This window comes from Bacteroidia bacterium, from assembly GCA_041391665.1.
In the GTDB taxonomy this organism is placed as follows: Bacteria; Bacteroidota; Bacteroidia; order J057; family J057; genus JAGQVA01.
In genome coordinates this window covers 2,391,079-2,416,493 of the sequence record JAWKNO010000001.1, presented here as the reverse complement: position 1 = coordinate 2,416,493, position 25,415 = coordinate 2,391,079, and the positions used below count along the sequence as shown (strand labels likewise).

The 25,415-nt window shown below is 44.9% G+C and carries 22 protein-coding genes; 11 read left to right on the top strand and 11 right to left on the bottom strand.

The window, feature by feature from the left end; genetic code table 11:
- Positions 1 to 5 precede the first annotated feature (5 nt).
- The 6 genes from R3D00_09935 to R3D00_09910 all read right to left on the bottom strand — a co-directional run bounded on the left by R3D00_09935 (position 6) and on the right by R3D00_09910 (position 5,405).
- Positions 6 to 1,706 (bottom strand): sodium:solute symporter family protein, encoded by a 1,701-nt coding sequence (locus R3D00_09935; protein ID MEZ4773489.1) that lies wholly within the window; start codon positions 1,704 to 1,706, stop codon positions 6 to 8.
- A gap of 36 nt (positions 1,707 to 1,742) precedes the next feature.
- Positions 1,743 to 1,997 carry a DUF4212 domain-containing protein gene (locus tag R3D00_09930; protein MEZ4773488.1) on the bottom strand — a complete coding sequence of 85 codons (255 nt, stop codon included), beginning with the start codon at positions 1,995 to 1,997 and terminating at the stop codon, positions 1,743 to 1,745.
- A 50-nt stretch (positions 1,998 to 2,047) separates the two neighbouring features.
- Complete coding sequence (locus R3D00_09925) at positions 2,048 to 2,506, bottom strand: pyridoxamine 5'-phosphate oxidase family protein (protein MEZ4773487.1); 459 nt, start codon at positions 2,504 to 2,506, stop codon at positions 2,048 to 2,050.
- Between the two features lie 85 nt (positions 2,507 to 2,591).
- Complete coding sequence (locus R3D00_09920) at positions 2,592 to 3,335, bottom strand: copper homeostasis protein CutC (protein ID MEZ4773486.1); 744 nt, start codon at positions 3,333 to 3,335, stop codon at positions 2,592 to 2,594.
- 11 nt (positions 3,336 to 3,346) lie between these two features.
- Positions 3,347 to 4,327, bottom strand: coding sequence for a N(4)-(beta-N-acetylglucosaminyl)-L-asparaginase (locus R3D00_09915; GenBank protein ID MEZ4773485.1), 981 nt, complete (start codon positions 4,325 to 4,327; stop codon positions 3,347 to 3,349).
- A 55-nt stretch (positions 4,328 to 4,382) separates the two neighbouring features.
- The gene (locus tag R3D00_09910; GenBank protein MEZ4773484.1) at positions 4,383 to 5,405 is read right to left on the bottom strand and encodes a LacI family DNA-binding transcriptional regulator; all 1,023 of its coding nucleotides are present in this window, start codon (positions 5,403 to 5,405) and stop codon (positions 4,383 to 4,385) included.
- 181 nt (positions 5,406 to 5,586) lie between these two features.
- Between R3D00_09910 and R3D00_09905 the strand changes: the two genes are divergently transcribed.
- Genes R3D00_09905 through R3D00_09895 form a run of 3 tightly spaced genes read left to right on the top strand, consistent with a single transcriptional unit; the run spans position 5,587 to position 9,339 of the window.
- The gene (locus R3D00_09905) at positions 5,587 to 6,852 is read left to right on the top strand and encodes a hypothetical protein (GenBank protein MEZ4773483.1); all 1,266 of its coding nucleotides are present in this window, start codon (positions 5,587 to 5,589) and stop codon (positions 6,850 to 6,852) included.
- A 60-nt stretch (positions 6,853 to 6,912) separates the two neighbouring features.
- Positions 6,913 to 8,352, top strand: coding sequence for a sugar MFS transporter (locus R3D00_09900; GenBank protein ID MEZ4773482.1), 1,440 nt, complete (start codon positions 6,913 to 6,915; stop codon positions 8,350 to 8,352).
- 30 nt (positions 8,353 to 8,382) lie between these two features.
- A complete protein-coding gene (locus R3D00_09895; GenBank protein MEZ4773481.1) occupies positions 8,383 to 9,339 on the top strand; it encodes an ROK family protein in 957 nt (318 codons plus the stop codon).
- 68 nt (positions 9,340 to 9,407) lie between these two features.
- Here R3D00_09895 and R3D00_09890 read toward each other — a convergent pair whose 3' ends face one another.
- Together R3D00_09890 and R3D00_09885 are read right to left on the bottom strand one after the other, a co-directional pair.
- Positions 9,408 to 10,274, bottom strand: coding sequence for a DUF1460 domain-containing protein (locus tag R3D00_09890; GenBank protein MEZ4773480.1), 867 nt, complete (start codon positions 10,272 to 10,274; stop codon positions 9,408 to 9,410).
- Between the two features lie 10 nt (positions 10,275 to 10,284).
- Positions 10,285 to 10,788, bottom strand: a complete 504-nt coding sequence (locus R3D00_09885) for a hypothetical protein (GenBank protein ID MEZ4773479.1) — start codon at positions 10,786 to 10,788, stop codon at positions 10,285 to 10,287.
- Between the two features lie 34 nt (positions 10,789 to 10,822).
- Here R3D00_09885 and R3D00_09880 point away from each other — a divergent pair, with 34 nt between their 5' ends.
- From R3D00_09880 to R3D00_09865, 4 genes are all read left to right on the top strand, one after another.
- Positions 10,823 to 11,080 carry a type B 50S ribosomal protein L31 gene (locus R3D00_09880; GenBank protein ID MEZ4773478.1) on the top strand — a complete coding sequence of 86 codons (258 nt, stop codon included), beginning with the start codon at positions 10,823 to 10,825 and terminating at the stop codon, positions 11,078 to 11,080.
- Positions 11,081 to 11,169: 89 nt separating this feature from the next.
- Positions 11,170 to 12,420 carry a putative sugar nucleotidyl transferase gene (locus R3D00_09875; protein MEZ4773477.1) on the top strand — a complete coding sequence of 417 codons (1,251 nt, stop codon included), beginning with the start codon at positions 11,170 to 11,172 and terminating at the stop codon, positions 12,418 to 12,420.
- Positions 12,421 to 12,440: 20 nt separating this feature from the next.
- Positions 12,441 to 13,202 (top strand): triose-phosphate isomerase, encoded by a 762-nt coding sequence (tpiA, locus tag R3D00_09870; protein MEZ4773476.1) that lies wholly within the window; start codon positions 12,441 to 12,443, stop codon positions 13,200 to 13,202.
- Between the two features lie 48 nt (positions 13,203 to 13,250).
- Positions 13,251 to 14,804, top strand: coding sequence for a M28 family peptidase (locus R3D00_09865; GenBank protein ID MEZ4773475.1), 1,554 nt, complete (start codon positions 13,251 to 13,253; stop codon positions 14,802 to 14,804).
- A gap of 7 nt (positions 14,805 to 14,811) precedes the next feature.
- On the opposite strand, the gene R3D00_09860 is transcribed toward R3D00_09865, so the two are convergent.
- Positions 14,812 to 15,741 carry a succinylglutamate desuccinylase/aspartoacylase family protein gene (locus R3D00_09860; protein ID MEZ4773474.1) on the bottom strand — a complete coding sequence of 310 codons (930 nt, stop codon included), beginning with the start codon at positions 15,739 to 15,741 and terminating at the stop codon, positions 14,812 to 14,814.
- A gap of 258 nt (positions 15,742 to 15,999) precedes the next feature.
- On the opposite strand from R3D00_09860, the gene R3D00_09855 reads away from it, so the two are divergent.
- A complete protein-coding gene (locus R3D00_09855) occupies positions 16,000 to 17,376 on the top strand; it encodes an aldehyde dehydrogenase family protein (GenBank protein ID MEZ4773473.1) in 1,377 nt (458 codons plus the stop codon).
- Between the two features lie 18 nt (positions 17,377 to 17,394).
- Here the strand turns inward: R3D00_09855 and R3D00_09850 are convergent, their stop codons facing one another.
- Positions 17,395 to 19,272 (bottom strand): M43 family zinc metalloprotease, encoded by a 1,878-nt coding sequence (locus R3D00_09850; GenBank protein MEZ4773472.1) that lies wholly within the window; start codon positions 19,270 to 19,272, stop codon positions 17,395 to 17,397.
- Positions 19,273 to 19,663: 391 nt separating this feature from the next.
- Entirely contained in the window at positions 19,664 to 20,854 is a 1,191-nt protein-coding gene (locus tag R3D00_09845) for an Omp28-related outer membrane protein (protein MEZ4773471.1), read from the bottom strand.
- A gap of 131 nt (positions 20,855 to 20,985) precedes the next feature.
- Here R3D00_09845 and R3D00_09840 point away from each other — a divergent pair, with 131 nt between their 5' ends.
- The 3 genes from R3D00_09840 (at position 20,986) to R3D00_09830 (ending at position 25,407) form a co-directional block, all read left to right on the top strand.
- Complete coding sequence (locus R3D00_09840; GenBank protein MEZ4773470.1) at positions 20,986 to 22,821, top strand: UbiD family decarboxylase; 1,836 nt, start codon at positions 20,986 to 20,988, stop codon at positions 22,819 to 22,821.
- A 112-nt stretch (positions 22,822 to 22,933) separates the two neighbouring features.
- Positions 22,934 to 24,451, top strand: a complete 1,518-nt coding sequence (locus tag R3D00_09835; GenBank protein MEZ4773469.1) for a CHAT domain-containing protein — start codon at positions 22,934 to 22,936, stop codon at positions 24,449 to 24,451.
- Between the two features lie 20 nt (positions 24,452 to 24,471).
- Positions 24,472 to 25,407, top strand: coding sequence for a MoxR family ATPase (locus R3D00_09830; protein ID MEZ4773468.1), 936 nt, complete (start codon positions 24,472 to 24,474; stop codon positions 25,405 to 25,407).
- Positions 25,408 to 25,415 lie beyond the last annotated feature (8 nt).

Sequence of the window (25,415 nt, the reverse complement as noted above, 5' to 3'; positions counted from 1 at the left end):
AATGTCTAGTGTCCCTGTATGGGAGCAGAAGATCCACGGGGAATACGTATATCCTCCACCATTTGTTGAACTTCTGCCGGGGGTGCCGGCGTCAGGCGGGAGACAACCAGCGTAATCACCAGGTTGATGACCATGCCGATTGTGCCTATACCTTCAGGAGACACCCCAAACCACCAGTTTTCCGGGGTATTTGCGGTTACGTTAATAAATTTAAAATAGATAATATACCCTGCGGTAAAAAGAATTCCGACCAGCATCCCGGTTACTGCCCCCTGAGTATTGGTTCGTTTGTCAAAGATACCCAGAAAGATTGCGGGAAAGAATGAAGAACAGGCTAATCCAAAAGCAAAGGCGACAACTGCGGCTACGTAATCAGGCGGATGAATGCCAAAGTAGCCGGAAATCAAGATTGCCACCCCGGCAGCTATACGCGCATATAACAACTCCTCCTTATCGGTGATATCAGGCTTAAATGTTTTTTTCAAAAGGTCATGAGAAACTGCCGTAGAAATAACCAACAACAGCCCGGCGGCAGTAGAAAGGGCCGCTGCCAGCCCACCTGCGGCCACCAGTGCCACTACCCATGCGGGCAGCTTGGCAATTTCAGGATTGGCCAACACCATGATATCCGGGTCTATGGTAACTTCATTTGCTTCTTTGTCAGCAAGGTACTGCATGTTACCATCTCCATTTTTGTCTTCGAAAGTAATCAGGTGTGTCTTTTCCCAGTTTTTTACCCATGCCGGAGCAGATGCATAAGCTTTGCCAGAAATTGTCTGGATCATATTCAGGCGGGCAAATGCGGCTACAGCCGGGGCCGTTGTGTACAGGATTGCGATAAAAATCAAGGCGTATCCGACTGATTTACGAGCCCCCTTTACATTGGGCACGGTAAAAAACCGAATGATTACGTGTGGCAACCCTGCGGTTCCGGCCATGAGTGCCAGGGTAATGCAGAACAGGTCAAAAGTACTTTTCACGCCGGAGGTATATTCTTTAAACCCCAGGTCAGTATGAAGCATATTCAATTTTTCCAACAGATACTCACCGCCATACGCTGCTGTTGTTGTACCACCGAAACCAAATTGAGGAATCGGGTTTCCGGTTACCAGAATAGAGATAAAAATCGCAGGGACGAGGTATGCAAAGATCAAAACACAATATTGAGCAACCTGTGTATAGGTAATTCCTTTCATTCCTCCCAGCACTGCATAGAAAAAGACAATGGCCATTCCGATAATTACCCCAGTAGTGAAATCGACTTCCAGAAACCGGGAGAAGGCAATTCCCACCCCCTTCATTTGCCCTACGACATAGGTAAAAGAGACAAATATTGCACAAAAGACTGCAACGACTCTGGCTGTATTGGAGTAATACCTGTCACCGATAAAATCAGGTACCGTAAACTTGCCAAATTTTCGCAGATAAGGAGCCAGCAACAGCGCCAACATGACGTAACCACCTGTCCAACCCATCAAATACATAGAGCCATCTCTGCCCATAAAGGAAATAAGCCCTGCCATCGAAATAAAAGAAGCAGCAGACATCCAGTCAGCAGCCGTAGCCATACCATTTGCTAATGGAGAGACCCCTCCCCCTGCTACATAAAATTCTTTCGTTGTGGTCGCTCTTGACCATATCGCTATCCCTATATAGAGGGCAAAAGAAAGTCCTACGATTAAAAATGTCCACGCTTGTACGCCCATGACTTTGCAGATTAATTACCAGGGTAAATCAATATTTTATTTCTCGTCCACATCATACTCCTCATCCAGCCGATTCATCAACCAGGCATACACAAATACCAAAATGGTAAAGACATAAATGGACCCTTGCTGAGCAAACCAAAACCCCAGCTTAAATCCGCCGATTTGTATCGTATCCAGGGCATCAACGAAAAAAATGCCAAAGCCAAAAGATACAAGAAACCATATACCCAGTAAGATAGCCATATACAGGAGATTGGTTCGCCAGTATTTTTTTAAATCTTTCTGCATAACATTGCTATTAGTTAGTATAAATATCGCAGGAGTGTGTGTGAAAGGAATCAGCCTTCGCTTTTTTCGAACCGGCCATTTTTTTCTTCCAGATGTACCCGGTAAATCACCTTTTCTTTATCTTCTGCCAATCGGGCCATATCGCTGATAAAATCGACCTTTTGCTGTCCTTCTGCATTGATAATCTCTGCCAGGTCATGCATGAGCAGCTTTACAGCCTCAAACGCGTCTTTACCGGTCAGTTCTTGGTATGTTCCTTCGGCAATGATGCTTGTCCAGTTGGTCAAATTGGTAATTTCGGAGACCTCCACACATACTTTGGGGTTTTTCCGAATGGTTTCAATTTTCCGCCCGACGGTCGTATAACCAATAATGGAATTACGCGGTGCATCGTAATAATAGGTGATGGGAACAATGTAAGGCGTCAGGCCATCAGTACAGGCAAGGTGGCCGATATAATTCCGTGAAAGGATAGATTCGATTTCTGTTGATGAGAGTTTTCCTACCATGTAATATATTTTGCCCTGAAAATGGGTTAAATCATTCAGAAATAAAAATACCTGCGAGGGTTTTCAATTGTCTTTTACCCAAAAACTATTCTTTTGCGTTGGAAAGCAACGATTTCACTCTGGACTCACTGACGATCCACCGCTCATATTCTGCAGAACCAGGGCTACCCATATATACTTTAGGGTTTTGATAATTCATCTGGCTGGCGACCCGATCTTTAGCGGTCGAATGACATTCCGTTACGCCGGTTGCGGAGATAATGCGGTGGATATTTGACTCATTGATCCCGCCACCTGGCATAATGCTTATTTTATTACCGGCTCGTTCAACCAGACGGGCAATCAGCTCAATCCCGGCGACCGCTTCAGCTTCCTGCCCGGAAGTAAGCAGCCTGTCAATCCCCAGGTCGATAAGGTCATCGAGTGCACGGAATGGGTCAGGGGTCATATCAAACGCCCGGTGGAAAGTTACTTCCATGGGTCTGGCGATACGGATCAGCTGCTCCAACCGGGGTTTATCGACACGGCCATCAGGCAAAAGCATCCCCAGTACTACTCCCTGAACACCAGCATTTTTGGCATACAGAATATCATTTGCCATTACCTCAAATTCTTCATCATCATACAGAAAGTCGCCCCCCCGGGGCCTTATCATCACCATAATACCGAGGGAAACTTTTTGTTTGCACAAATCAATCATCCCCATACTGGGCGTAGTTCCGCCTTCTACGAGATTGTCGCACAATTCTACACGGTGAGCACCACCTTTTTGAGCAGCAATCGCAGAGGCGATGGAGTCGATACATATTTCCAGGGTATGAAGAGGCATGGTAAAATAGATTAAGACAATTTACTTTTTGCTTTGATCATTTCGTTGGGGATTTCGGGAGAATAGACGGCATAGTCAAACCCCGGGGCAATGCAGTAGCTGCCATGTTCGCCGTTTTTGTTGAGCGCGAGAAAGCCAACCTGGATATCCTTCCAGTCTGGATTTTTGCTAATCACACGTTCGACAGCCAGTCGGCAGGCTTCTTCCGGGCTGTTTCCCTGGCGCATAAGTTCTACCACCAGAAAACACCCTACCGCCCGGATTACCGCCTCGCCCCAACCTGTTGCTGTCGCTGCCCCGACCTCATTATCGACATACAGACCAGCCCCAATAATGGGCGAATCACCTACTCTTCCGTGGTATTTAAACGCTGCACCGCTGGTGGTGCAAGCACCCGAAAGATTGCCATGCTCATCAAGTGCAACCATGCCAATGGTATCATGATTTTCTACATTAATCTCTGGCGGGCGGGTTTCTTCTTGTTTGGCTTTCCATTCTTTCCATTCTGCCTCAGATTCAGGCGTGAGAAGGTTTTCCTCCTGAAAACCATTTGCGAGGGCAAATTGAAGTGCACCTTCGCCGACGATCATCACATGAGGCGTTTTTTCCATGACAAGCCGGGCTACGGAGATCGGGTTTTTGATATTCTGGAGGAAAGCGACAGAGCCGCAGTCCCCTTTTTCGTCCATGATGCAGGCATCAAGCGAAACGATCCCGTCGCGGTCAGGCCTGCCGCCAAATCCGACGGAGCGTTCGTTGGGATCAGATTCAGGAATTCTGACTCCGGCCTCGACGGCGTCGAGGGCTCTGCCTCCTTTCGAGAGTATCTGCCAGGCAGCCTCATTGGCTCCCAATCCATGCCTCCATGTAGAGATAACGATCGGCTTGGTAACCGTTTTCGCAGTCGGAGACTCAGCACATGCCTGCAAAATACTCCCCGAAAAAGCTGCCCCAAGGGCTGATAGTTTGATAAATGATCTTCTGTTGGGCATAGGTTTTTCACTTTAACAATTGTGGCAACCAGTCTCTGCAAACCAGATGCGCGGGTTATTTAATGCTGTTACGAACTTCCAATCTGGTGGGAAGAACAATCTGGTGGTTGTTTTCCGTAGATTCTTTTTGGTTTATCTCCTGATTCAGAATTTCAAATGCTTTTTTACCCATCTCTTTTACCGGTTGTGAAATAGCCGTAATCGGCGGCTGGCAAAAACGGAAGAGGTTTTCATCGTCAAAACTCACCAGCGCTACTTCTTCAGGAATCGAAATCCCAAGTTCTGACAGACTTTCCAGACAGGCTACAGCGATATGGTTATTGAGCGCAAAAATTGCATCAGCTTTTTTGGTAAGACTAAGCAGTGAATGAATGGCGCCGGCCACTTCTTGATTCAGACGGTCAAAGGAGATTTCCCTTACCAGATCAGGATCAAACACAATTCCATGTTTAGTCAGCGCCTGTTTGTAACCGCTAACTCTGTCATTGATTGAGCTTATATGTCCGGGTGCAATCGTGAGCAGCCCGATGCGCGAAAATCCATTTTCAATCAGGTAACTGACCATTTTTTCTGCCGCTAAGGCATTGTCAACAATCACATAGTTTGTCTGAATATCAGGGAAATAGCGATCAATGAGGACAAAAGGGACCTGTTGCTGACAAAGGCCGGTCAGGGTGTCTGTATCTGACAATGTGCTGGCAATGATCAAGCCATCGACCTGGCGCTCAAGGAAACGCTCAATAAGATCCTTTTCACGGCTTTCTTTTTCATCGGAACTGGAAACCAGCAGTTGGTATCCATGTTTGACCGCTTCATCTTCAATACTTCTGGCAATACGGGCGTAAAACGAGTTGGAAATATCGGCGACAATCAAGCCCAGGGTATTGGATTTCCCCAGTCGAAGCCCTCTGGCAATACGATTGGGCTGGTAGTTGAGTTCGCGGGCTTTTTCCCAGACTTTTTTCTGCGTTTCACTGCTAATACCATTTTTGTCTCCACGGTGGTTTAAAACCATTGAAACGAGGGTCCGGGATACACCAAGGGCATCTGCAATATCAGCCAGAGACGTTCTTTTCATAAAAAGCAGGGGCGATGATTTAGGGATAAATATAAAAATTTATACTATATATCTAAATCGATTTAGTTAAATGATATATCCTCAAGGGCAAAGGATTTATTTTTCAGATCAGAATGAGAAGCACTGAAAAATTTTATATTTGCTTTGCCAAGTGAATGTTTCCAGTCAAAAACCATTGCTCATGCGTATCAAAGGATTAACTACATTTTTTGCCAGTTTGATTATCATTCTCCTGCCAGGGAAAATGCTCCTGGGGCAGTCACTCTCTGATTCTGTCGCCGTGATTTATAAGCAATATTTTATGCTTCAGGTCGAAAAGGCAGCATTGGAAGATTCGCTCAATAAAGTGAAGACCAACTACAAAAATGTTCAGAACCAGATTTCGGGATTAAATACGGACCTGAGCAATAGTCTCCAGCAGGTCAACAAACTTACAGAAAGTGATCTTTTGTCTAAAGAGTCCCGTCTCCGGACAAAGAAGGAAAAAATTGTAACTACTGCCCGTTTTATCAGGGCTTCCATCAATAGTTTTGATGCCATTGACGCTGCTTTGGCCCAATCTGAATATCTCAATGATGTTGGCCTGCTCAACAGTCCGACGAATGAGGATCTCGGTTTTTCGCTCAATACCGAAATCATTGACTTAATAGACCAGCAGATCATTAAATCTAATCCCAAATTTAACGATCGCAACCCTGGTAAATTTCTTGAAATCGTAAAGATGATTGTTGAAAGCCCGATCACAACCGCACTTACCAGCTCTGTACCGGCATTGAGCTCTATTAGTGCTGTTGTAGATCTGGTCTCAAGTACCGTTGTGAAAGAAAAGGAAGTTTCTGTTGATGACCTGAAACAGTTTAAAGCAGCACTTGGGAAATATATCTCTCACTATGAAGCGCTGGCCCGCGCAAGTTATGATTTCAACTCCAACCTCGACAAATTAAAGGTCAAAACAGAAGCACTCCGTACTGTCATGGATGCGTTTGTCAGCGACAGGGTCACAACACTCCATCCCAACCTGACCAATGGAAGCCTTGAAAATGTTCCAGTGCATGAAATTCTGGGAAAATATTATCGCCCGGAAGAACTTGGTTACCATTTAGATGGAATTGTCAATGAATATAAGGATCGGAGAGGAAATATCGATTACCAGAAAGCGTTAAACGAACCCAAGTTTAACTACCCGCTGTATGCCGCCAACCAGGCGCAGTTTATTCAGCAGGAACTAGAGTCCATCAGCAATGAATATATTTCTACCTATAAGCTCTATCATACCCGGCTGATGGAAATTCTGGATAAAAGCAAAACGCTTTCCAAAGATACGGCAAAAGTAGATGTAAAGCGGAACGAACTCGACGAGAAGCTCAAGCGGCTGATTCAGACATTTAATAATAATGTCAAAATTTCGGAGGTAAACCTTACCCTTCAGCGAATCCCTAATTACTAGTATTGTTTTTTTGCCTAAATCGATTTAGTTTGGGCTGATTATCTACTTATTATTAATCCCATGGCTACTACATCTGCTCCTTCCGGTAATTCTACCTCCCAATACGTTGAGGCGAAACCAACCGCATTGTACACAATGTTTCTGTTGTTTTTTATGTGGGGGTTTATTACCTGTATGAATGATATTTTGATCCCTTATCTGAAAGATGTATTTGACCTGAGCTATACCGAGGCATATTTGGTGCAGTCTTTTTTCTTCGGAGCCTATTTTGTTGGGTCTCTGATCTACTTTATCATTTCTGCAACTGCGGGAGACCCGATTCAAAAAATTGGATATAAAAACGGCATCATGGCCGGACTTGGAATTTCGGCACTAGCCTGCGCGCTTTTTTATCCTGCTGCGCATAATCAGGTGTATGGATATTTCCTTGCTGCACTCTTTTTGTTGGGAATCGGTTTGACCTTGCTACAAATTGCGGCCAACCCCTATGTAGCTATACTCGGGCCATCCCGTACCGCTTCAAGCCGTCTAAACCTGGCTCAGGCCTTCAACTCTTTTGGAACTACCATTGCGCCACTCATCGGCGGATATTTTGTATTTGATTTTTTTGTCGATGCCTCTGGCACACTTACGGCTGAGTCTGTCAAAACCATTTACCTTGTTTTTGCCGCCATGTTTATTCTGGTGGGTGTGGTTATCTGGTTTACGAATCTTCCCCCCATAGACTCAGAAAGTGTAGAACCCGGTCTCGGAGCGCTCAAATATCCATATCTGGTTTTCGGTATGTTTGCCATATTCTGTTATGTAGGAGGTGAAGTAACGATCGGAAGTTCGCTGATCAATTACCTCGGACTTGAAAACCTTGGCGGATTAAAGCCCAATGAGGCGGATGTTTTTCTCGCCTTTTATTGGGGAGGTGCCATGATCGGACGGTTTCTGGGAGCGGCAAGCCTATCCAAAAAACTGGATACAAAACTTTTTGTAACAATGGTGGCGATTACCCTTGCAGTATTTGCTTTTGTTTTTTTCGCAGCACTCACCAAAAGCGGATTTACACTCAGCCTGGTCGATGTTCTTCCATTTCTGATATTCATAGTTGCAAACATTGGTGCTTTTGTTCTGGGGCAATCTTTCCCGGCCAAAACGCTTGCAGTTTTTGGGGGGGTAAATATTTTGCTGCTGCTGATTACCGTCAGTACAGGTGGTGCGGTCGCGATGTGGACTGTGATTGGCATTGGTTTGTTTAACTCGATCATGTGGTCCAATATATTTACCCTTTCGATTGATGGGTTGGGAAAATACACTTCTCAGGGCTCTTCCCTGCTGGTGATGATGATTCTGGGAGGCGGGCTTGTACCTTTGATTCAGGGAGCAGTTGCAGATTCGGCGGGACTTCAGATTTCTTTCCTTGTACCTATTTTATGTTATGTATATATCCTGTTTTATGGCTTAAAAGGTTATAAAATCGGCAAAGCTCCGGAGATTGTAGCACAGGAATAAAAAAACCAGATACAGAATTAAGCGAAGCATATGACCCCAGTAGCAATTGGTATAGACATTGGCGGAACCAATACCAAATACGGAATTGTAGATCAGCATGGCAATGCATTGGCGGAGACTTCACTGTCCACGCCTAAATATGAGGATGTGGGAGAATACGTTCGGGTAGTCTCCAACGCAATTCATAGCCTCGTCGAATCCCTTCCCGAGCCTGTAGAAATTAAAGGTGTAGGAATTGGCGCGCCCAATGGCAACTATTTTAAGGGAACGATCGAGTATGCGCCCAACCTGAAGTGGAAAGGTGTAATTCCAATGACGCAACTTTTCAGCGAGTATTTCCCCGGAGTCCCCATAGTCCTAACCAACGATGCCAATGCAGCTGCGATTGGAGAAATGATCTATGGCGGTGCCAAGGGCCTGAAAGATTTTATCATGATTACCCTGGGTACGGGAGTTGGCAGCGGATTTGTCGTCAATGGCGAACTTGTCTATGGGCACGACGGATTTGCGGGCGAATTTGGTCATGTGTGTGCAGTCAGGGGAGGCAGAATGTGCACCTGTGGCCGGAAAGGATGTGTAGAAACCTACGCTTCTGCGCGGGGACTGGTACTTACGGTTCAGGAACTGTTGGCAGGGTCAAAAGATGAAAGTCCACTGGCGCATATTTTACCCGAAAAACTTACGCCAAAAGACATTTTTGAAGCTGCAGAAAGTGGAGACCCCGTAGCTGTAGCAGCTTTTGAATATACGGGTAAAATTTTGGGAGAATCGCTATCAGATGCAGTTGCCTACCTCAGCCCCCAATCCATATTCCTTTTTGGAGGTGTGGCAAAGGCCGGGAAATGGATCCTTGACCCTACCTATCAACATATGGAGGATAACCTTCTGGCTATTTACAAAAATAAGGTAAAAATTCTTCCATCCGGACTACCAGACGTAAATGCCGCTATTTTGGGGGCAAGTGCGATGGTTTGGAAAGAAATTTAGGGATTACTATCAACTCACAGCTCTGACGCTGATTAACACGCAAGGGACCATACTACATGGTCCCTTCTTTATGGTTCAACCAAACGGCAAACCATAATACCCGACTGGTTTTTGTTGCCAGCGAGGTATTCACTGATGGGTTTTTCAGAAATCTCCACCTTCATAGAACCCGTAGAAGCGTGAAATAAATGTGTGCGGCCATTTTTCTTGATAGCAAAACCCACATGCACAATATCAAGCCCTGCGATCGAAGTAGTAATGGCAATCAGGTCACCACTTTCTATGCGGCTTTCATTCTGTAAGATTTCAGCTTTCGGTATATAGTAGTATTCCCGTGAATTGATATCCTTTTCGGCAAGCCGGATAGAACGAACAAACGCGCTGTCTGCCAGCTGGCGGTAAGCTGAAGTATGGGTGGACATAAAATTGATTGGCTTTACATACGGTTTTCCACCACAAGCCTTTGTCACATCTTTAATAATTCCTTTTTGCTGGTTGTGAAAGATCCAGTCAGAAAAATAATGAAGGCGGGAGTCATACCCGTCAAGCTGACCATCTCTGTACCGCAGGTTTTCGAGTTCTCGGCTAAAGGATTCAAAGTCGAGTTTGTCCTTTTTTATCAGGCGGGAAAACACCACGACATTTTCCAGAAAGGTAGTACAGTCAAGTCCGGAGAGATCGACGACCAATTGTTCGGCACCTTCTATTTCCAGTGTTTTGGCGACATAGGGGGTTCCGAGCAATTTTTTCCCGACTTCCATAGCGACAGCACTTACAGGAAGTGATTGCCAGCCTGCCTGATGGAAATCAGTCAGTAGTGATTCGCAGCGGGCTTTATTTTCTATTGTGCAGTACGTCTGTGCAAAAACAGGTACATACAAAAAGAATAAGGCAGCAGTTGCCAGCCAGTTCAGGACAATTTTTGAACGGATCATAGGATATACCTCACGGCTTAAACATCGACTTTATACTTCCCCAGGTTCGCTGAATGGAGGTAGGATTGTGAGAGACACTACTGGTAAAGGTATAGGTTTTACCGGCAGTGATAATTTGAAGATCGTAATGCAGTACACGGGAGGTGGTTTTGAAAATCCCATCGTCGAGGTACTGGTACTTACCGGTACCATCTGAAGGGATGGTAACCACGTGATCCTGATTGGTGTCCTCGTTTATCCGGCGAAAGATTCTGTATTCTACCACATTTGCTTCGTCGGGCAGTTCCCATTCTAATAGAATATCGGCGCCATCCGAAGCGAGGCTAAAATAGTTAAGCAATACATTCTGCCCCTGGACCATATAAGTCAGGAGAAGGATATTGAGAAGAATCAGTATACCGGTAATATATCTTCCTTTCATAAGCAGGAATACAGCGTCGATAGCAAAAATAAGATTTTCCTTTTCAAGACCCAAACGAAAATTTACCTTTTGCAATTGTTTATTTACAATCATTCTTCTATCTTTGCAGTGCAAAAATTGAGACGTAATGAAAAACGACATTCATCCAGAATACAGAGAAGTGATTTTTAAGGATATTTCTACGGATTTCTCCTTTAAAACCCGTTCAACCGTAAAAACCAGAGAAACTATTACCTGGGATGACGGCAATGAGTATCCCCTCGTGAAACTGGAAATCTCCAGTGATTCCCACCCATTTTTCACTGGAAAACAAAAATTGGTGGATACTGCCGGTCGCGTGGATAAATTTTATAGCCGTTACGGCAATAAAAATAACAAACAGTAGGAATTTTCCTGCTTTTGAGGAAAGATTTGGAGAAGAGCAGTTCTAAAGAACTGCTCTTCTTGTGTTATTTTTACCTCAAATTCCCAACCATGACCTATATCCTTTTTGAAGACACCTCCCATTTCGACCTGCTTCCGTTTACCTTTACCCGCCCGGTTTTTGAAATCCGGAAAGGAATTTTTACCCAAATCGAAAGATGGCGCCGCACAACGGGCAAATCCTGCCTACGGCTTTCTTATGACTACCTGGGTGTAAGATTTAATGATGAACTGCCTCCGGCTGAAGCCGTATGGGTGAATGGGAAGTTTCTTCCTGAACCTGAGCTTCGCCACCTGGCCAACGAATCGGCCCCAAACACCTACTATCTGAGTCCTGAAAAGGAAGTACTTGTCGCCAGATTTTCGCCCACTCTGATACCTGCCGATCACCGGGGCATTATAGACCGGGGGTTGTTGGAACACCTGGGTTTAAAAGCAGAGAAAACGGAAATCTCTCCCTCCGCCATCCGTTGCCTTCCCGATATTTTTAAGGACAACGATCAATGGATCTGCTTTGATTTTGAGTTGATCACACGTACGGAAACCTCGGCCAAAATTGATGACCCTCACACAAGAATCTACGGCGCAGATAATATTTTTGTCAGCCCGGGTGTAAAAATTCGCGCAGCCGTACTCAATGCGGAAGATGGCCCCATATTTTTAGGGAAAAATGTGGAAATCAATGAAGGGGCCATTATCCGCAGGGCTCATGCTATCTGTGACTATGCACATGTAAATATGGGCGCCAAACTCAGAGGGGATTCCACCATTGGCCCGCATAGTAAAGTTGGGGGAGAAATTGCCAATTCTGTTCTGATGGGCTATTCCAATAAAGGACACGAAGGTTATTTAGGCAATGCGGTACTAGGTTATTGGTGTAATCTCGGTGCAGATACCAATTCCTCCAACCTAAAAAACAACTATGCGAATGTAAAACTATGGCACTACCCTACTGAAACATTTCGCGATACGGGAAAACAATTTTGCGGACTCATGATGGCTGACCATAGCAAATGCAGCATCAATACCATGTTTAATACCGGCACGGTAGTAGGGGTTTTTGCCAACATATTTGGATCGGGATTTCACAGGTCATATATTCCCGACTTTTCCTGGGGAGGGGGGGAAGAGACCACTACCTACCGCCTGGAAAAAGCATTTGAAGTAGCCGAAAAAGTCATGATGAGGAAGGGAATTCTCTTTGATCATGAAGAAAAAATGATCCTGGCCAAAGTGTTTGAAATCACCGAAAAATATCGCTCACGGGAACTTAACATACATAATTCAGAAATCAGACTTTAGAATCATTAATAAAAACCCCTATGCGCAAAAAGATTGCAGCCGGAAACTGGAAAATGAACCTTACTGCCGCCGAAGCATGGAGCCTTGCAGGCGGTGTATTGGAAGCTTTTGAAGGAAATACCAAAGAAAATGCTCAGGTTATTTTCGCTCCTTCTTATCCTTATCTCAGCAAAGTGGTAGAGCTTGCGGCATCCAACGACCGGGTTTTTGTAGCAGGCCAAAACCTGCATCAGGAAGAAAGCGGTGCATATACTGGCGAAATCTCTGCCGCCATGCTCACTTCTATCGGTGTGACCCATGTTATCATTGGTCATTCGGAAAGAAGACAATATTTTGGAGAAACCAATGCTATTCTGGCAGCCAAAATCAATCGGGCACTTGCACACGGACTTGTACCCATCTATTGTATTGGAGAAACGCTCGAAGAGCGCGAGTCTGGTAAAACCATGGAGGTAAACAGCACACAACTCAGCGAAGGTGCTTTTCATCTCGATGCAGAAAATTTCAGCAAGCTGATTATAGCCTACGAACCTGTATGGGCAATTGGTACAGGCAAAACTGCTTCCCCGGCTCAGGCGCAGGAAGTGCATGCTACTATCCGGTCTCTGATTTCCGGAAAATATGGTGATGGTGTAGCGGATCAGATCTCCTTGTTATATGGAGGCAGTGTCAAAGCAGCCAATGCAGCAGAATTATTCTCTCAAGAGGATATAGATGGTGGTTTAGTCGGAGGAGCCAGTATGAATGCTGCCGAATTTGCTGGAATCATTGCTGCATTGTGATAAATTGTTAGATTTTGCTACATTTCCGGAACACCAATTCGAATTAATATGAAGTCATTTTATACGATCCTACTTTCAATACTGACTGCTTTATCAGGGTTTTCCCAGGTTGATGAAAATGCATTAACATTTGGAAAAACCATTGAAGCACGGGATATAAAAGCACATATATCCTTTCTCGCAGATGATCTGGTAGAAGGTCGGGAAACCGGTGAGCGTGGACAGAAAATCGCCGGTCTGTATATCAAATCGCAGTTTTTGCGAATGGGACTTCCGGGTGGTGTTCCGGAATCTGGCAGTTATTTCCAGCAATTTTACCTCAACCAGTCAGGCGTAAATGAGGCAACGATGTCCATCGGGAAAAAAACATTCGCATTCAAAGATGATTTTTCCTACTACGGGCCGGGGCTTCCTCCACAACTGACCGGGGACATTGTGTTTGGCGGTTATGGTCTTTCGTCAGAAAGCTACAACAATTTCCGTCATACTGATGTGAAGGACAAACTCGTGGTAGTTTTTGCAGGAGATCCCAATCCCGGGGCAGAGACATCTATCCGGCTTCTGGATCAGCTCAGAGAATGGAGAAGCCGCGGAGAAACCTATAAAGCCGCCGGCGCAAAAGCCTTCATGCTCATTCTTCCAGACTCTGTATTCACGGTTGTCAAACGATTTGCAGGAAGAAGCTCGATGTCTATAACAGGAGAACAAACCGTATCGATGGCGGGAATATACCTTTCTGAAACTGCAGGCAATTATTTACTGGGGCTGGCAAAAGCAAAAGCCGAAAATCTGAAAAAAGAACTGGCGACATCCGACAAACCTGCTGTTTTAGATTTTAAAAAAGCGAATTTTTCTCTTTCCGCAGACATCCAGGGATCCGTAAAAAGTGGCGAAAATGTCCTGGCATATCTTGAAGGTACTGATAAAAAAGATGAACTATTGGTACTCACAGCCCACTACGACCATATCGGTGTAAGCAGAAACGGAGAGGTAAATAATGGCGCAGACGACGATGCATCTGGTACATCTTCGATTATGGAAATTGCCGAGGCATTTGCCCTTGCAGCAGAGGCTGGTCACAGACCCAGACGCAGTATGCTTTTTATGCTTGTATCAGGTGAAGAAAAAGGATTGTTGGGATCAGAATATTATACCAGTAACCCGCTATACCCGCTGGCAAATACGGTGGTCGATCTTAATATTGATATGGTTGGAAGGATTGACAGCAAATATGAAAATTCTCCTGACTCAGCCAATTATACCTATGTCATTGGCTCCGAAAGACTGAGTACAGAACTTCATGCGATCAGTGAGCGGGTAAACAAAGAGTACTCCGGTCTTATTCTGGATTACAAATATGATGCAGATAATGACCCTCAGCGGTTTTATTACCGGAGCGATCATTACAATTTTGCCAAAAACGGCATCCCGGTTATTTTCTATTTCTCCGGTACACATAAGGATTATCACAAACCGACCGATGATGTAGAGAAAATCAATTTTGAGAAAACGGCCAAAATTGCCCGGCAGGTATTTTACACTGCGTGGGAGATTGCCAACCGGGAAGAAAGAATCGTCGTGGACAAACCTGTTGAACGGTAAAATTCAATCAGAAAAACGGTTTTTCCAGTTCCTGAATCAGGAAAAACCCCTCTTCCCCTTGTGGTTGGTAGAGTGGCATCAGCATCATGCCATCGGCAGGAGCGGTGACCGGTCCTTTTAGGTCTTTAGCAACCACATCTCCCGCTTTGACTTTCGAATAATTGGCAAAACCCGGATACATTTCATAGCCATCCGCCATTGAAATTTCATGGCGGTAAATGACCTCCACATAACGGGGAAGCCCTTTTGATGCGTGTATCAATTGAGACTGCCAGCGATCAAATTCAGGGACATCGTCTTTATGAAGACAACCTGTAGCTTCCAGCAAAAGCCAGATAGCAGCCTCATGGTTGTCGATGGAAGTCGGATCAGCATGTTGTCCTGCCTCAAATGCAAGTGATTTATATCCGCGGTTTTTTGCAAAAATATTTGTGGTAGCGGCAAGCGAATCTGTCAGCCGGAGAATCACTGGTGCGTACAGTGAAGAAGCAAGACGAGCGTTATCGGCATCTTCCGTAACAATACTAAAGAGACCATTGGAAGCAGAAGTGGTATGAAGGTCGATCAAAATTTCGGGAGAACAGGAACCATCAAACGTTGATTCAATGATATCCAGCAGCTCTAGCAACTGCTTTTCCTCCGAATTCAGCTCCGATTCCGGGGTAGCTTTTATCCGATTTATTTCCACCTGAGACCAAAGGCGATTCAAATCCCTATCTATATACCTGATACCGTTGGAGAGTGCCGGCATATTTCCGCAGACTCCGACAAATTTTCCGGCAAACGGAAGGGACAAGCCCGATAACTTATTAAATACCCGTTGAAGCGCAATCACTCCGGCAGGTTCATTGCCGTGGATTCCCCCTATAAAAAAAAGCAGAGGACCTTTTTGTCCGGAAGTATAAAAACCAATCATCCGTTGAGGGACTGAGATCATAGTTTGTTGATTAGGATGGTAAATTTACCATTTCCTGCACACAGAAATAGATGATATTTTACGATTTACTAATGCACGCAACAGCAGAAAAAATAAATATATAGTGACCTCTGACAGATCATAGCATCTTAAGTACATAAGAAGGCATTAGGATTGTAAATATTTACGGTAAAGTACAGCAGATGTAAAGTCTGCTGTCTTTTTTTGTGGCTGATCGCAAATAGGTATATATATTTGTAACAATATTAAATACCTCCCATGCAAATTATTAATCCGGCTACTGAATCGGTCATCGCAACGATTGAAACTGACGCACCTGAAATCATACGGACGATATACCAGACTGCGCGAAAAAACCAACCTTCATGGGCGAAAGTGCCTGTAAAGGAGCGAATTGCGGCTATTCAAAGATTTGATATTTTACTGGAAAAGAATGCCGAAGAACTGGCTCAGACATTAACCAGCGAGATGGGCAAACCATTATGGCAATCGCACAATGAGCTAAACGGAGCCCGCAACAGGATCCGGTTTTTTATTGAGCAGTCGGAGAAGTGGCTGACCGAAGAGTGGATGACTACGGATGATGGTTTGGGAGAAAAAATTGTCTATGAACCTCTGGGCGTAATTGGCAATATTTCGGCCTGGAACTATCCTTATCTGGTAGGGGTGAATGTATTTATTCCGGCATTGATCGGAGGAAATGCTGTGCTTTACAAACCCTCAGAGTACACAACTCTAACGGGGTTAAAAATTGAACAATTGCTCCATGAGGCCGGTATTCCAACAGATATCTTCCAGGTAGTAACAGGCGGAAAAGAAGCGGGAGAAGCCCTGCTGGAACTACCGTTAGACGGTTATTTTTTCACAGGCTCTTACAAAACCGGAAAATATATATATGAAAAAGTAGCACATAAAATGGTGCCCTGCCAGTTGGAACTGGGAGGAAAAGACCCATTGTATGTAAATGCAGACAATCACAATATCGAAGCGGTAGCAGTTGCGGCGGCAGAGGGCGCTTTTTACAATGGTGGCCAGAGTTGTTGTGCAGTAGAACGGATTTATGTGCACAAAGATGTGTACAAGCCATTTTTGGAGGCATTTGTTGCGGAGAGTGCGAAGTGGAAAATTGGCGACCCCATGCTAAAAGATACGATGGTGGGGCCATTGGTGAGGAAAGACCAGGTCACATTTTTGCAGCAGCAGGTTGGAAGAGCCATCTTAAAAGGTGGGAAAATTGTATTTGGTGAAGAGCGGTGGGAAGGCCTGGGTTACTATTTTATACCAACGGTTGTTACAGATGTCAATCATACGATGCGTTTGATGACAGAAGAATCTTTTGGGCCGGTCATCGGCATTCAAAAAGTCAAGTCTGACGAAGAAGCGGTGAAACTCATGCTCGATACCCCCTATGGTCTGACGGCAGCAGTATATTCAGACAGCTATGAAAGTGCTGCTCCCATACTTGCACAAATGAATACAGGTACGGTTTACTGGAATTGCTGTGACAGGGTCAGTGCAAAACTCCCGTGGTCGGGACGTCAGCACTCAGGCTTGGGGGCGACCCTTTCGTACCACGGAATACGGGCATTTGTGAGGCCAAAGGCTTATCACATGAGAGGCAAATATCAAAAGTAATATTCTATCAGGTTATATCTACCTGAGGATAAATTCCTTTACCTGATAAAACCCATCGGGATCCGAGATTCGGAGCTGGTAATTCCCTCTCCGAAGTGTCCGGGTATCAAGTTCAAATGGCACCCCCTGCTGAATTGTCAGAGAAGGAAACGACATAATTACTTCGCCATTCACATCTAAAACGGAGATTTCCACTACCCCTTCAACAGGCAGGCTATATTCTACCTGAAGTTTGCCGGTAGCGGGATTGGACATGGTACGAACGTACTCCATATTTCCCTCACTTGTCCGTAATCTACTGGCAAAAGCCCCGGGCATAAAAAAGGCGGTAGCAGAGTACGCGCCAGAGCTGTTCCCAAAATTAGCCCTTACCCGATATAGATAGACAACTCCGGCAGAAAGGCCAAAAATAGCGGTAGAATTGGTAGTGACGACTTTGGAAATTACTTGTCCGGAGCCTGCGGCTTTATATTGAAGCTTATAGCTTGTGGCTCCGGAAACTTCATTCCACAGAATCGTGGCCTGATCGTTAAAGATATTGGAAGCAGTAAGTCCGGTAGGGACATCATCAGAATTATGGCCATTGCTTACAGGTACGGCAGTACAGCCCAGCGTTTGAAAAGATTTCACTTCGGAATATCCTGTTCCATTGCCCTCAAAAACACTCTCAACCTGAAACTCATAGTCTGTACAGGCTCTCAGACCGGTTGTGCGGACAAAGTTTTGTTCAAAATTGCGTGAAGACCAATCTCCGGCGCCTGCTCTCCGGAAGCGTGCATTATAACTTTCAGCATAGGGCACTTCTGACCAGGAAAGGCGGGCCACGGTTTCTGACAGCTCGGTTACATTCAACTCTTTGGGAGGTTCAAATGCAATGGGTGTTTCAGGGATCGTGCTTTGTTGAAGTCCACGTGAAAACAACAGCGTCCGGCGGTAGCCACCGGGTGCAAAAAGTGTACGCATACGCTCTGACTGCCCTCGGGTAAAGAGATTCATACAGGCATCGTCTGTATAATCCATAAAATTCTGCACCATACTCAGTGCTCCGCAGGAATAATGTCCGCTGGCGCATCCATGGTTAGGTTTATCTGTAGGGGGGGTATCTTCTACAAAATCATCCACATCACAGGGGCCATCACCCCAGATATGGCGAAGATTCAGCCAATGTCCTACTTCATGAGTCGAGGTTCTGCCTTTATTAAAGGGAGCCGTGACATTGCCAATTCGGCCAAAGTATTGATAGCCAATCACTACGCCATCTGTTTCAGCAGGCCCTCCGGGAAATTGCGCATATCCGAGGATACCCATTCCGAGATTACATACCCATATATTAAGATAATCTGTTGTCGGCCATGCATCTACGCCCCCCATTGCACTGTATTTCACGCCATTATTGTGAGAGTAGAAGGCGAACTGTGTTGTACGGTAACGGAGAATGCCCGAGGTTGGATTTCCGGAAGGGTCAGTATTTGCCAGTTGAAAAGAAATACCTGTATTAGCAGCAGCGGAGAGAAATTCTGCTGGAGTTTGATTGCGATCGGGGTTCAGCCTTTGAAAATCCTCATTTAAGACCTGAATTTGGGACAGAATCTGCTGATCTGTAATATTTTCCTCCTGTGTTCTGTAAACGACATGTATTACTACCGGAATAGTTATTTTTCCGGAAACCCGGTGAAAAGCAGATTTTGCATTCATCTGTGTCTCATCTTCAATCTGCCGCATTCGCATACGGAGGCTGGGATCTGAGGATATCTGTTGGTTCAAATAATCCATTGTACCACAGCTACGTTGTGGCTGGGCAATGACACGGGATGAGGAGAATGCAATTCCTGTAAAAACGAACAGGACAGACAAAATCCATAGGTAGCTTGCGCGGGAAATCATGTTCACGTTCATGGCGTTTGGGTTTTAATCCAGAGACAATACAAAGGGTTAAAGGTCTCGTCATACGAAAACCAAAACCTGAGTATGTTTACAAAAACTGAAAAAAGTAGAAATTTTCCGCCAAATAAATAATTTTTAATCAGTGAACGCGAAGCTGGCAGGGTGTGTTTAGAAAAATAAAGCAAAATTTACGCCAAACAGGTTAATATGAATATTGGAGGTTCACATTTTGTTGTAGGGTAAATTTCCGGGGAGTGGCTAAAATCAGGATTCTGGCGGCTGACCCCCGTTAACGGGGGTCAAGTTAAAAAAAAATTCCCAGAATAATGACACTAATTAATAAAAATCTCCCCAGAAATCCTACAAAAAGTAACAACATTGATTGAAGCACTTCCCCAAGGGCTTATTCAACAAAAATTTTCCTGTCTATTACATTTCCCCGGGTGTAGATTCGCAGAAAATATATGCCGGACTCCACTGATGGCAGGTTTAGAGTTATCGATTCTCCGGGTACCAACTTCCAATCGCCAACTTTTCTTCCATTTAAATCTACCAGGTATATCTGGCTGACAGGAAACCTTGAATCCACAAACAATTTTTCTTTGGCCGGGCTGGGAAAAACCTTTAGATCGTATTCATTTTCATCTACCAATGCAGTAGCTGTCTGAATTCTTACCGTATCACTCATGGTTACACCAACGGAATCGGTGACCCTTACCGTATATAAACCTAACCCCAACCCTATCGCTGCAGCTGTTGTCTGTGAGTCAGGATCATTCCATTGATAGGTGTATGGAGGTATTCCGCCTAAAGCTTGCGCAACCGCCATCCCGTCTGATGATGCAATAAGACTTAATCTCAGATCGGAAGCCGTACCCGAATTTAAAACTTCTTTTGTCGTCATATTCTGCACAAATGCCACAGCATAGATTTGAGCCATATCCCATTCGGCGTCAGGCGTGTAGGTATAAGAAAATGATGCTGCCCCCCCTTTTTCGTGCGGGGTAAATGTTTCGCCATCGGCATTAGGCAACATCATACGAAAGACATTCCGGTGTTCGGTCTCCCCATTGGGAGCTGCATAATCTACGATTCTCTCCACAATGGCCACAAAGAGTCGGTATTCCCCTGAGTCTGGTGTCTCAAATGTGCGAATATCTACCATTACCTGGGGCAATGGGCCGAGACCATCTTCATTCACCGTCAGACCCATCACAGCTGTTTTACCAAGGCTATTGAGCAGGGTTGTCTCCGGTAAAAGTGTCGTCCCTGCCGATGAAGAAACACCCCATAAAAATGCCCTGGGCGTAGCATTTACGCCATATAGGTCTTTCCGGGCATTATTATCCACCGGATTATGCTGATACAGGACGCAATTATTATATGGCACACTGGGATGAATCGAAATATGATGCACCTGCCCGGGATACTGATCGAGCAGCGAATATAATTGTGCATTCCGGGCAGGGCACAATACACAACGGGTATTCGTAAAATGTTCCAGCAATAAATGCCGATAAGCAGATTGTGCGTAGGAAGTAGGTATCATCATTCCCCAAATGGAGATCACGAGGTAAATTCTGCGAATCATCATATAAAAATTTGGACTCAATTTAATAATCACTTTTGTAGCGGAAAGTCTTCTGGGTGACAATAGCTAATTTGCTGAACAATCCATCTTTCCTGTGGTTTTATTCTATATTTACCAATCAAAACTTATTCAGCTTGCGATATAAAAGTTTATACCAATGTGTCCTTGATCTGGAAAAAAATGGCCACCTGGTTCGTATTTCCAATGAAGTGGATCCATACCTTGAAATGGCGGAAATTCAACGCCGTGCTTATGCCGCACAGGGCCCTGCCATATTTTTTGAAAAAGTGAAAGGATCGCCATTTCCCGCAGTCGCCAACCTGTTTGGTACGCTGGAACGCAGTGAATTCATCTTCCGTTCTACGATTAACCAGGTAAAGAAAGTGGTTCAGTTGAAAGCGGATCCAACTAGCTTTCTGCGGGCTCCTGGTAGTTTTTTGAGTGCACCGTTCACTGCAATCCGGGCACTTCCGGCAAAATCTTTGTTCAAAGCGCCTGTCCTTCACGGGCAAACTTCCATCAGCCAACTTCCCCAACTAAAATCCTGGCCAATGGACGGTGGTGCATATATCACGCTGCCTCAGGTCTTTACTGAAGACCCGGAAAAGCCGGGAGTGATGAAATCAAACCTTGGTATGTACCGGATTCAGCTCTCAGGAAATGAATATATCCCGAATGAAGAAATTGGCCTGCACTACCAGATTCAGCGGGGAATCGGCGTACATCATGCAAAAGCACGGGCAAGAGGGGAAAAACTGAAAGTCAGTATATTTGTCGGAGGCCCACCTGCGCATACATTTGCCGCTGTTATGCCACTGCCAGAAGGGCTTTCTGAGCTGATGTTTGCGGGTATGTTTGCCGGTAGAAATTTTCGTTATGTGCGAAAAAATGGCCATATACTTTCTGCTGACGCTGATTTCTGTATTGTAGGCGAAATTGATCCTACCCAAACCAAACCGGAGGGGCCCTTTGGCGACCATCTGGGTTACTACAGCCTCACCCATGAATTTCCTGTAATGAAGGTGGAAGCCGTATATCATAGAAAAAATGCCATCTGGCCTTTTACAGTAGTCGGAAGACCGCCACAGGAAGACACAAGTTTTGGCCATCTTATTCACGAAGTCACCGAAGCAATGGTTCCGGTTTCAGTTCCGGGCCTCCACGCCATGCATGCTGTAGATGCCGCAGGAGTTCATCCACTTCTGCTTGCTATTGGCAGCGAACGATATGTGCCTTATCAGGATCGTTCCCCTAAGGAAATCCTGACCATTGCCAATGCAATTCTGGGGTTCAATCAGGCCTCTCTCGCCAAGTACCTGATGATCATCGCAAAGGAAGATGCCCCTGCGCTCAATATCAGCAACCTTCAGGCGTTTTTTAGTCATGTTCTCCAAAGAGTTGACTGGCGACGTGATCTTCATTTTCAGACCAAAACGACCATTGATACCCTTGACTACTCGGGAACAGGTCTGAATGCCGGATCAAAAGTTGTTATTGCAGCCGCAGGTTCTGTTAAACGAAACCTCAGGACAGAATTGCCACCCAGATTGAAACTCCCTGAAGGGTTCTCCAACCCTCAAATTGCACTCCCGGGAATAATGGCCGTTCAGGCACCTGCCTACGAAAACCTTGCTTCAGGAGAAAAACAGGCGCAAGATTTTGCGGATTTCATGAACGAGGTCATGCTCCCGGAAGATCTGCCGATGATAGTCCTGGTGGATGATAGTGATTTCACTGCAAATACCCTCAACAACTTCCTGTGGGTTACATTTACCAGATCTAATCCGTCTCATGATATATATGGCGTTTACAGTTTTACTGAACATAAACACTGGGGATGCCATGGTGCATTGATTATTGATGCCCGGATCAAACCTCATCACGCACCGCCTTTGATTGAAGATCCGGAAATTTCCCGGAAAGTAGATCAACTGGCAGCGAAGGGTGGCCCGCTACATGGAATAATCTGACCTTATTGCCTGGTTAACTCCATTAAAAATTATTAATAATCGTGCATAATTTTTAATTTACTGCGTTGTTGAACTATTCGGTCTTAATACCATTTAGCGTTACAGATTCCTGATGCCCGACCGCAGACCGGTCATATTCCTCGCCTTCGCCAATGATCAGGTAGATTCAGCCCGATACCTGAGAGGACTTGCGCAAGAATTGCGTGGGATAAGAAACTCATTGTCCGCAGCAAAACAGGCAAAAGCAGTAGATATCGTTGAACGTGCAAATGCTACACTGGCCGATATTATCGATGTATTTCAGGATCCCGAATACAGCGGCAGAATCAGGGTTTTTCACTATGGTGGCCATGCCGATAGCTACCAGTTGCTGCTTGAGTCAGAAAACAACCACGTCCAAATAGCCAATTCTGATGGCTTTTCCCGTTTCCTTGGAAACCAGGCCAACCTCGAACTGGTATTCCTGAATGGCTGTTCTACCCAAAACCAGGCGTTGGATCTCCGGGCTGCCGGCATCCCTTCCGTAATCGCAACTTCTGATAAAATTAATGATGCCATTGCTCAAAGATTTGCTATCAGGTTTTATAAAGGCATCGGTGGATACGCATCGATCCAGAAATCATTTACCGATGCCAGTGCAGAAATATTGACCCTCACCGGCGCCAAAAATTACCGAGGCCTTTATCTCGAAGATCTGACCACAGAACCTACCGCTTACCCCTGGGATATCTACCCCGACCCTCCTTCAGAATGGCGGATAAATCCAGGCAAACAATCAGAATTTCAGGTAGAAGATATCAAAATCGGAAAGTATGCACATATCCTGTGCAACAGATATCAGCAAAACGATGAATTTGTTTCCAGCCATGTGCAGACCAGTGCCAGCCAACCCAAAATTTATATCATCCACGGCCACCGCGATGAAAAACATGAAAGTCTGATCACAAGGTTTAGCTACGAATATATAGGTGGAAAAAAACGATATATACGTCCCATAGAAATTAAAAACTGGCCATTTAAAGGTGACCTCGAAACGCTCCTGAAAGTCAGAATAGCAGAGTACTTTGAAGGATTGAACTGGGCAGGTAAACCAGTCGAAAAACTTTCGGCCAGGGATCTAATGAATCATACGGCTGTTTCCGGCCAGGATGCTATCATCATGCAACATAATATTCCGGGTGAATACTGGAATAAATCTACCGCTGATCTCATCCGCTGGTATATCGGAAATTTTTGGAATGTCATCAATGACAATCCCGATGCGCCACAATTTGTTATATTTATAAATGTACTTTATTCGGAGGAAGTAAAAGAAGGGAACTTTGTAAGCAAACTATTTTCTTCCCAATACTATAAAAGTAAAATAATCGCAGAACTCAACCAGCTGGCAACAGAGTTTAGCAAAACCTGCGTGCTGCTTTCGGAATTAAATAAAGTCAGAAAACCTCATGTGGAAGACTGGCTGATAGAAACTAACCTGGCTGAAATTGACGATTTTCAAGCGCTCCCCGATCAGATATTTAATCAGGATCTCATTATCAAAGATGGGCTGGTAATGGCAAAAGTAGAGCAATTTTTAAAACAAGCGGTAAATTCAATTCGCGAAAAATACGCCCTTCAGGAAATGTAAGACTTCATAATCTAAAGGATATGGCTGATAATCAAACATTTGAGATCTACAAAGGTGATGGAAGCACCATCAAAGACAGGAACATTACACTACCTGAATTTGAAAAAATCACCAGAATGGAGGCACCCGAAGGATACGTTGCCGCCCCTGCACTCCGCGATGCAGTAAATGTTGCTATCGCACTCGGCCAACCCCTGCTACTCACCGGAGAACCCGGCACAGGAAAAACCCGGCTGGCCTATAGTATTGCCCATGAACTCGGCCTTGGAATGCCAAAGGTCTTTCATACGAAAACCACCTCCTCTGCCCGTGATATGTTTTACCGGTATGACTCTCTCGGACATTTCCACGATGCCCAGCTGCGCGACAAAGCCAAAATAGATATACGGGAATATATCAAATATGAAGCAATGGGCGAAGCTATTATCGAATCCAGGGAAAAACGGTCGATTGTACTCATTGATGAAGTAGATAAAGCCCCCAGAGATTTACCCAATGATATTCTCAATGAACTGGAGAATATGAATTTTTATGTGAAAGAGACCGGTGATTTCTTTGAAGCAGCCAAACCAAACCGGCCGATTATGATCCTCACCAGCAACTCAGAGAAAAACCTGCCTGATGCTTTTCTGCGACGGGTAGTCTATTACCATATTCCCTTTCCTGATAAAGAAACACTGGAAAAAATCATCACCAACCGTTTGGCGCTCAGCGATACATTCAGATCCCGTATGCTGGCAGATGCCATCAATCACTTTATGGATATACGCAAAAGCAAAGGTTTGAGAAAATTGCCCGCCACAGCCGAATTACTTGCCTGGGTTCATATCCTCGACCGACATGAAATCGACATCAACTCCGATATAGAAGCGCAGGTCAATAAACTCGCCATGAGCTATTCTATTCTGGCAAAAAATAAAGAGGACCTCGAAAAACTAAGAAGAGGATTAGCCTGATCTCTACC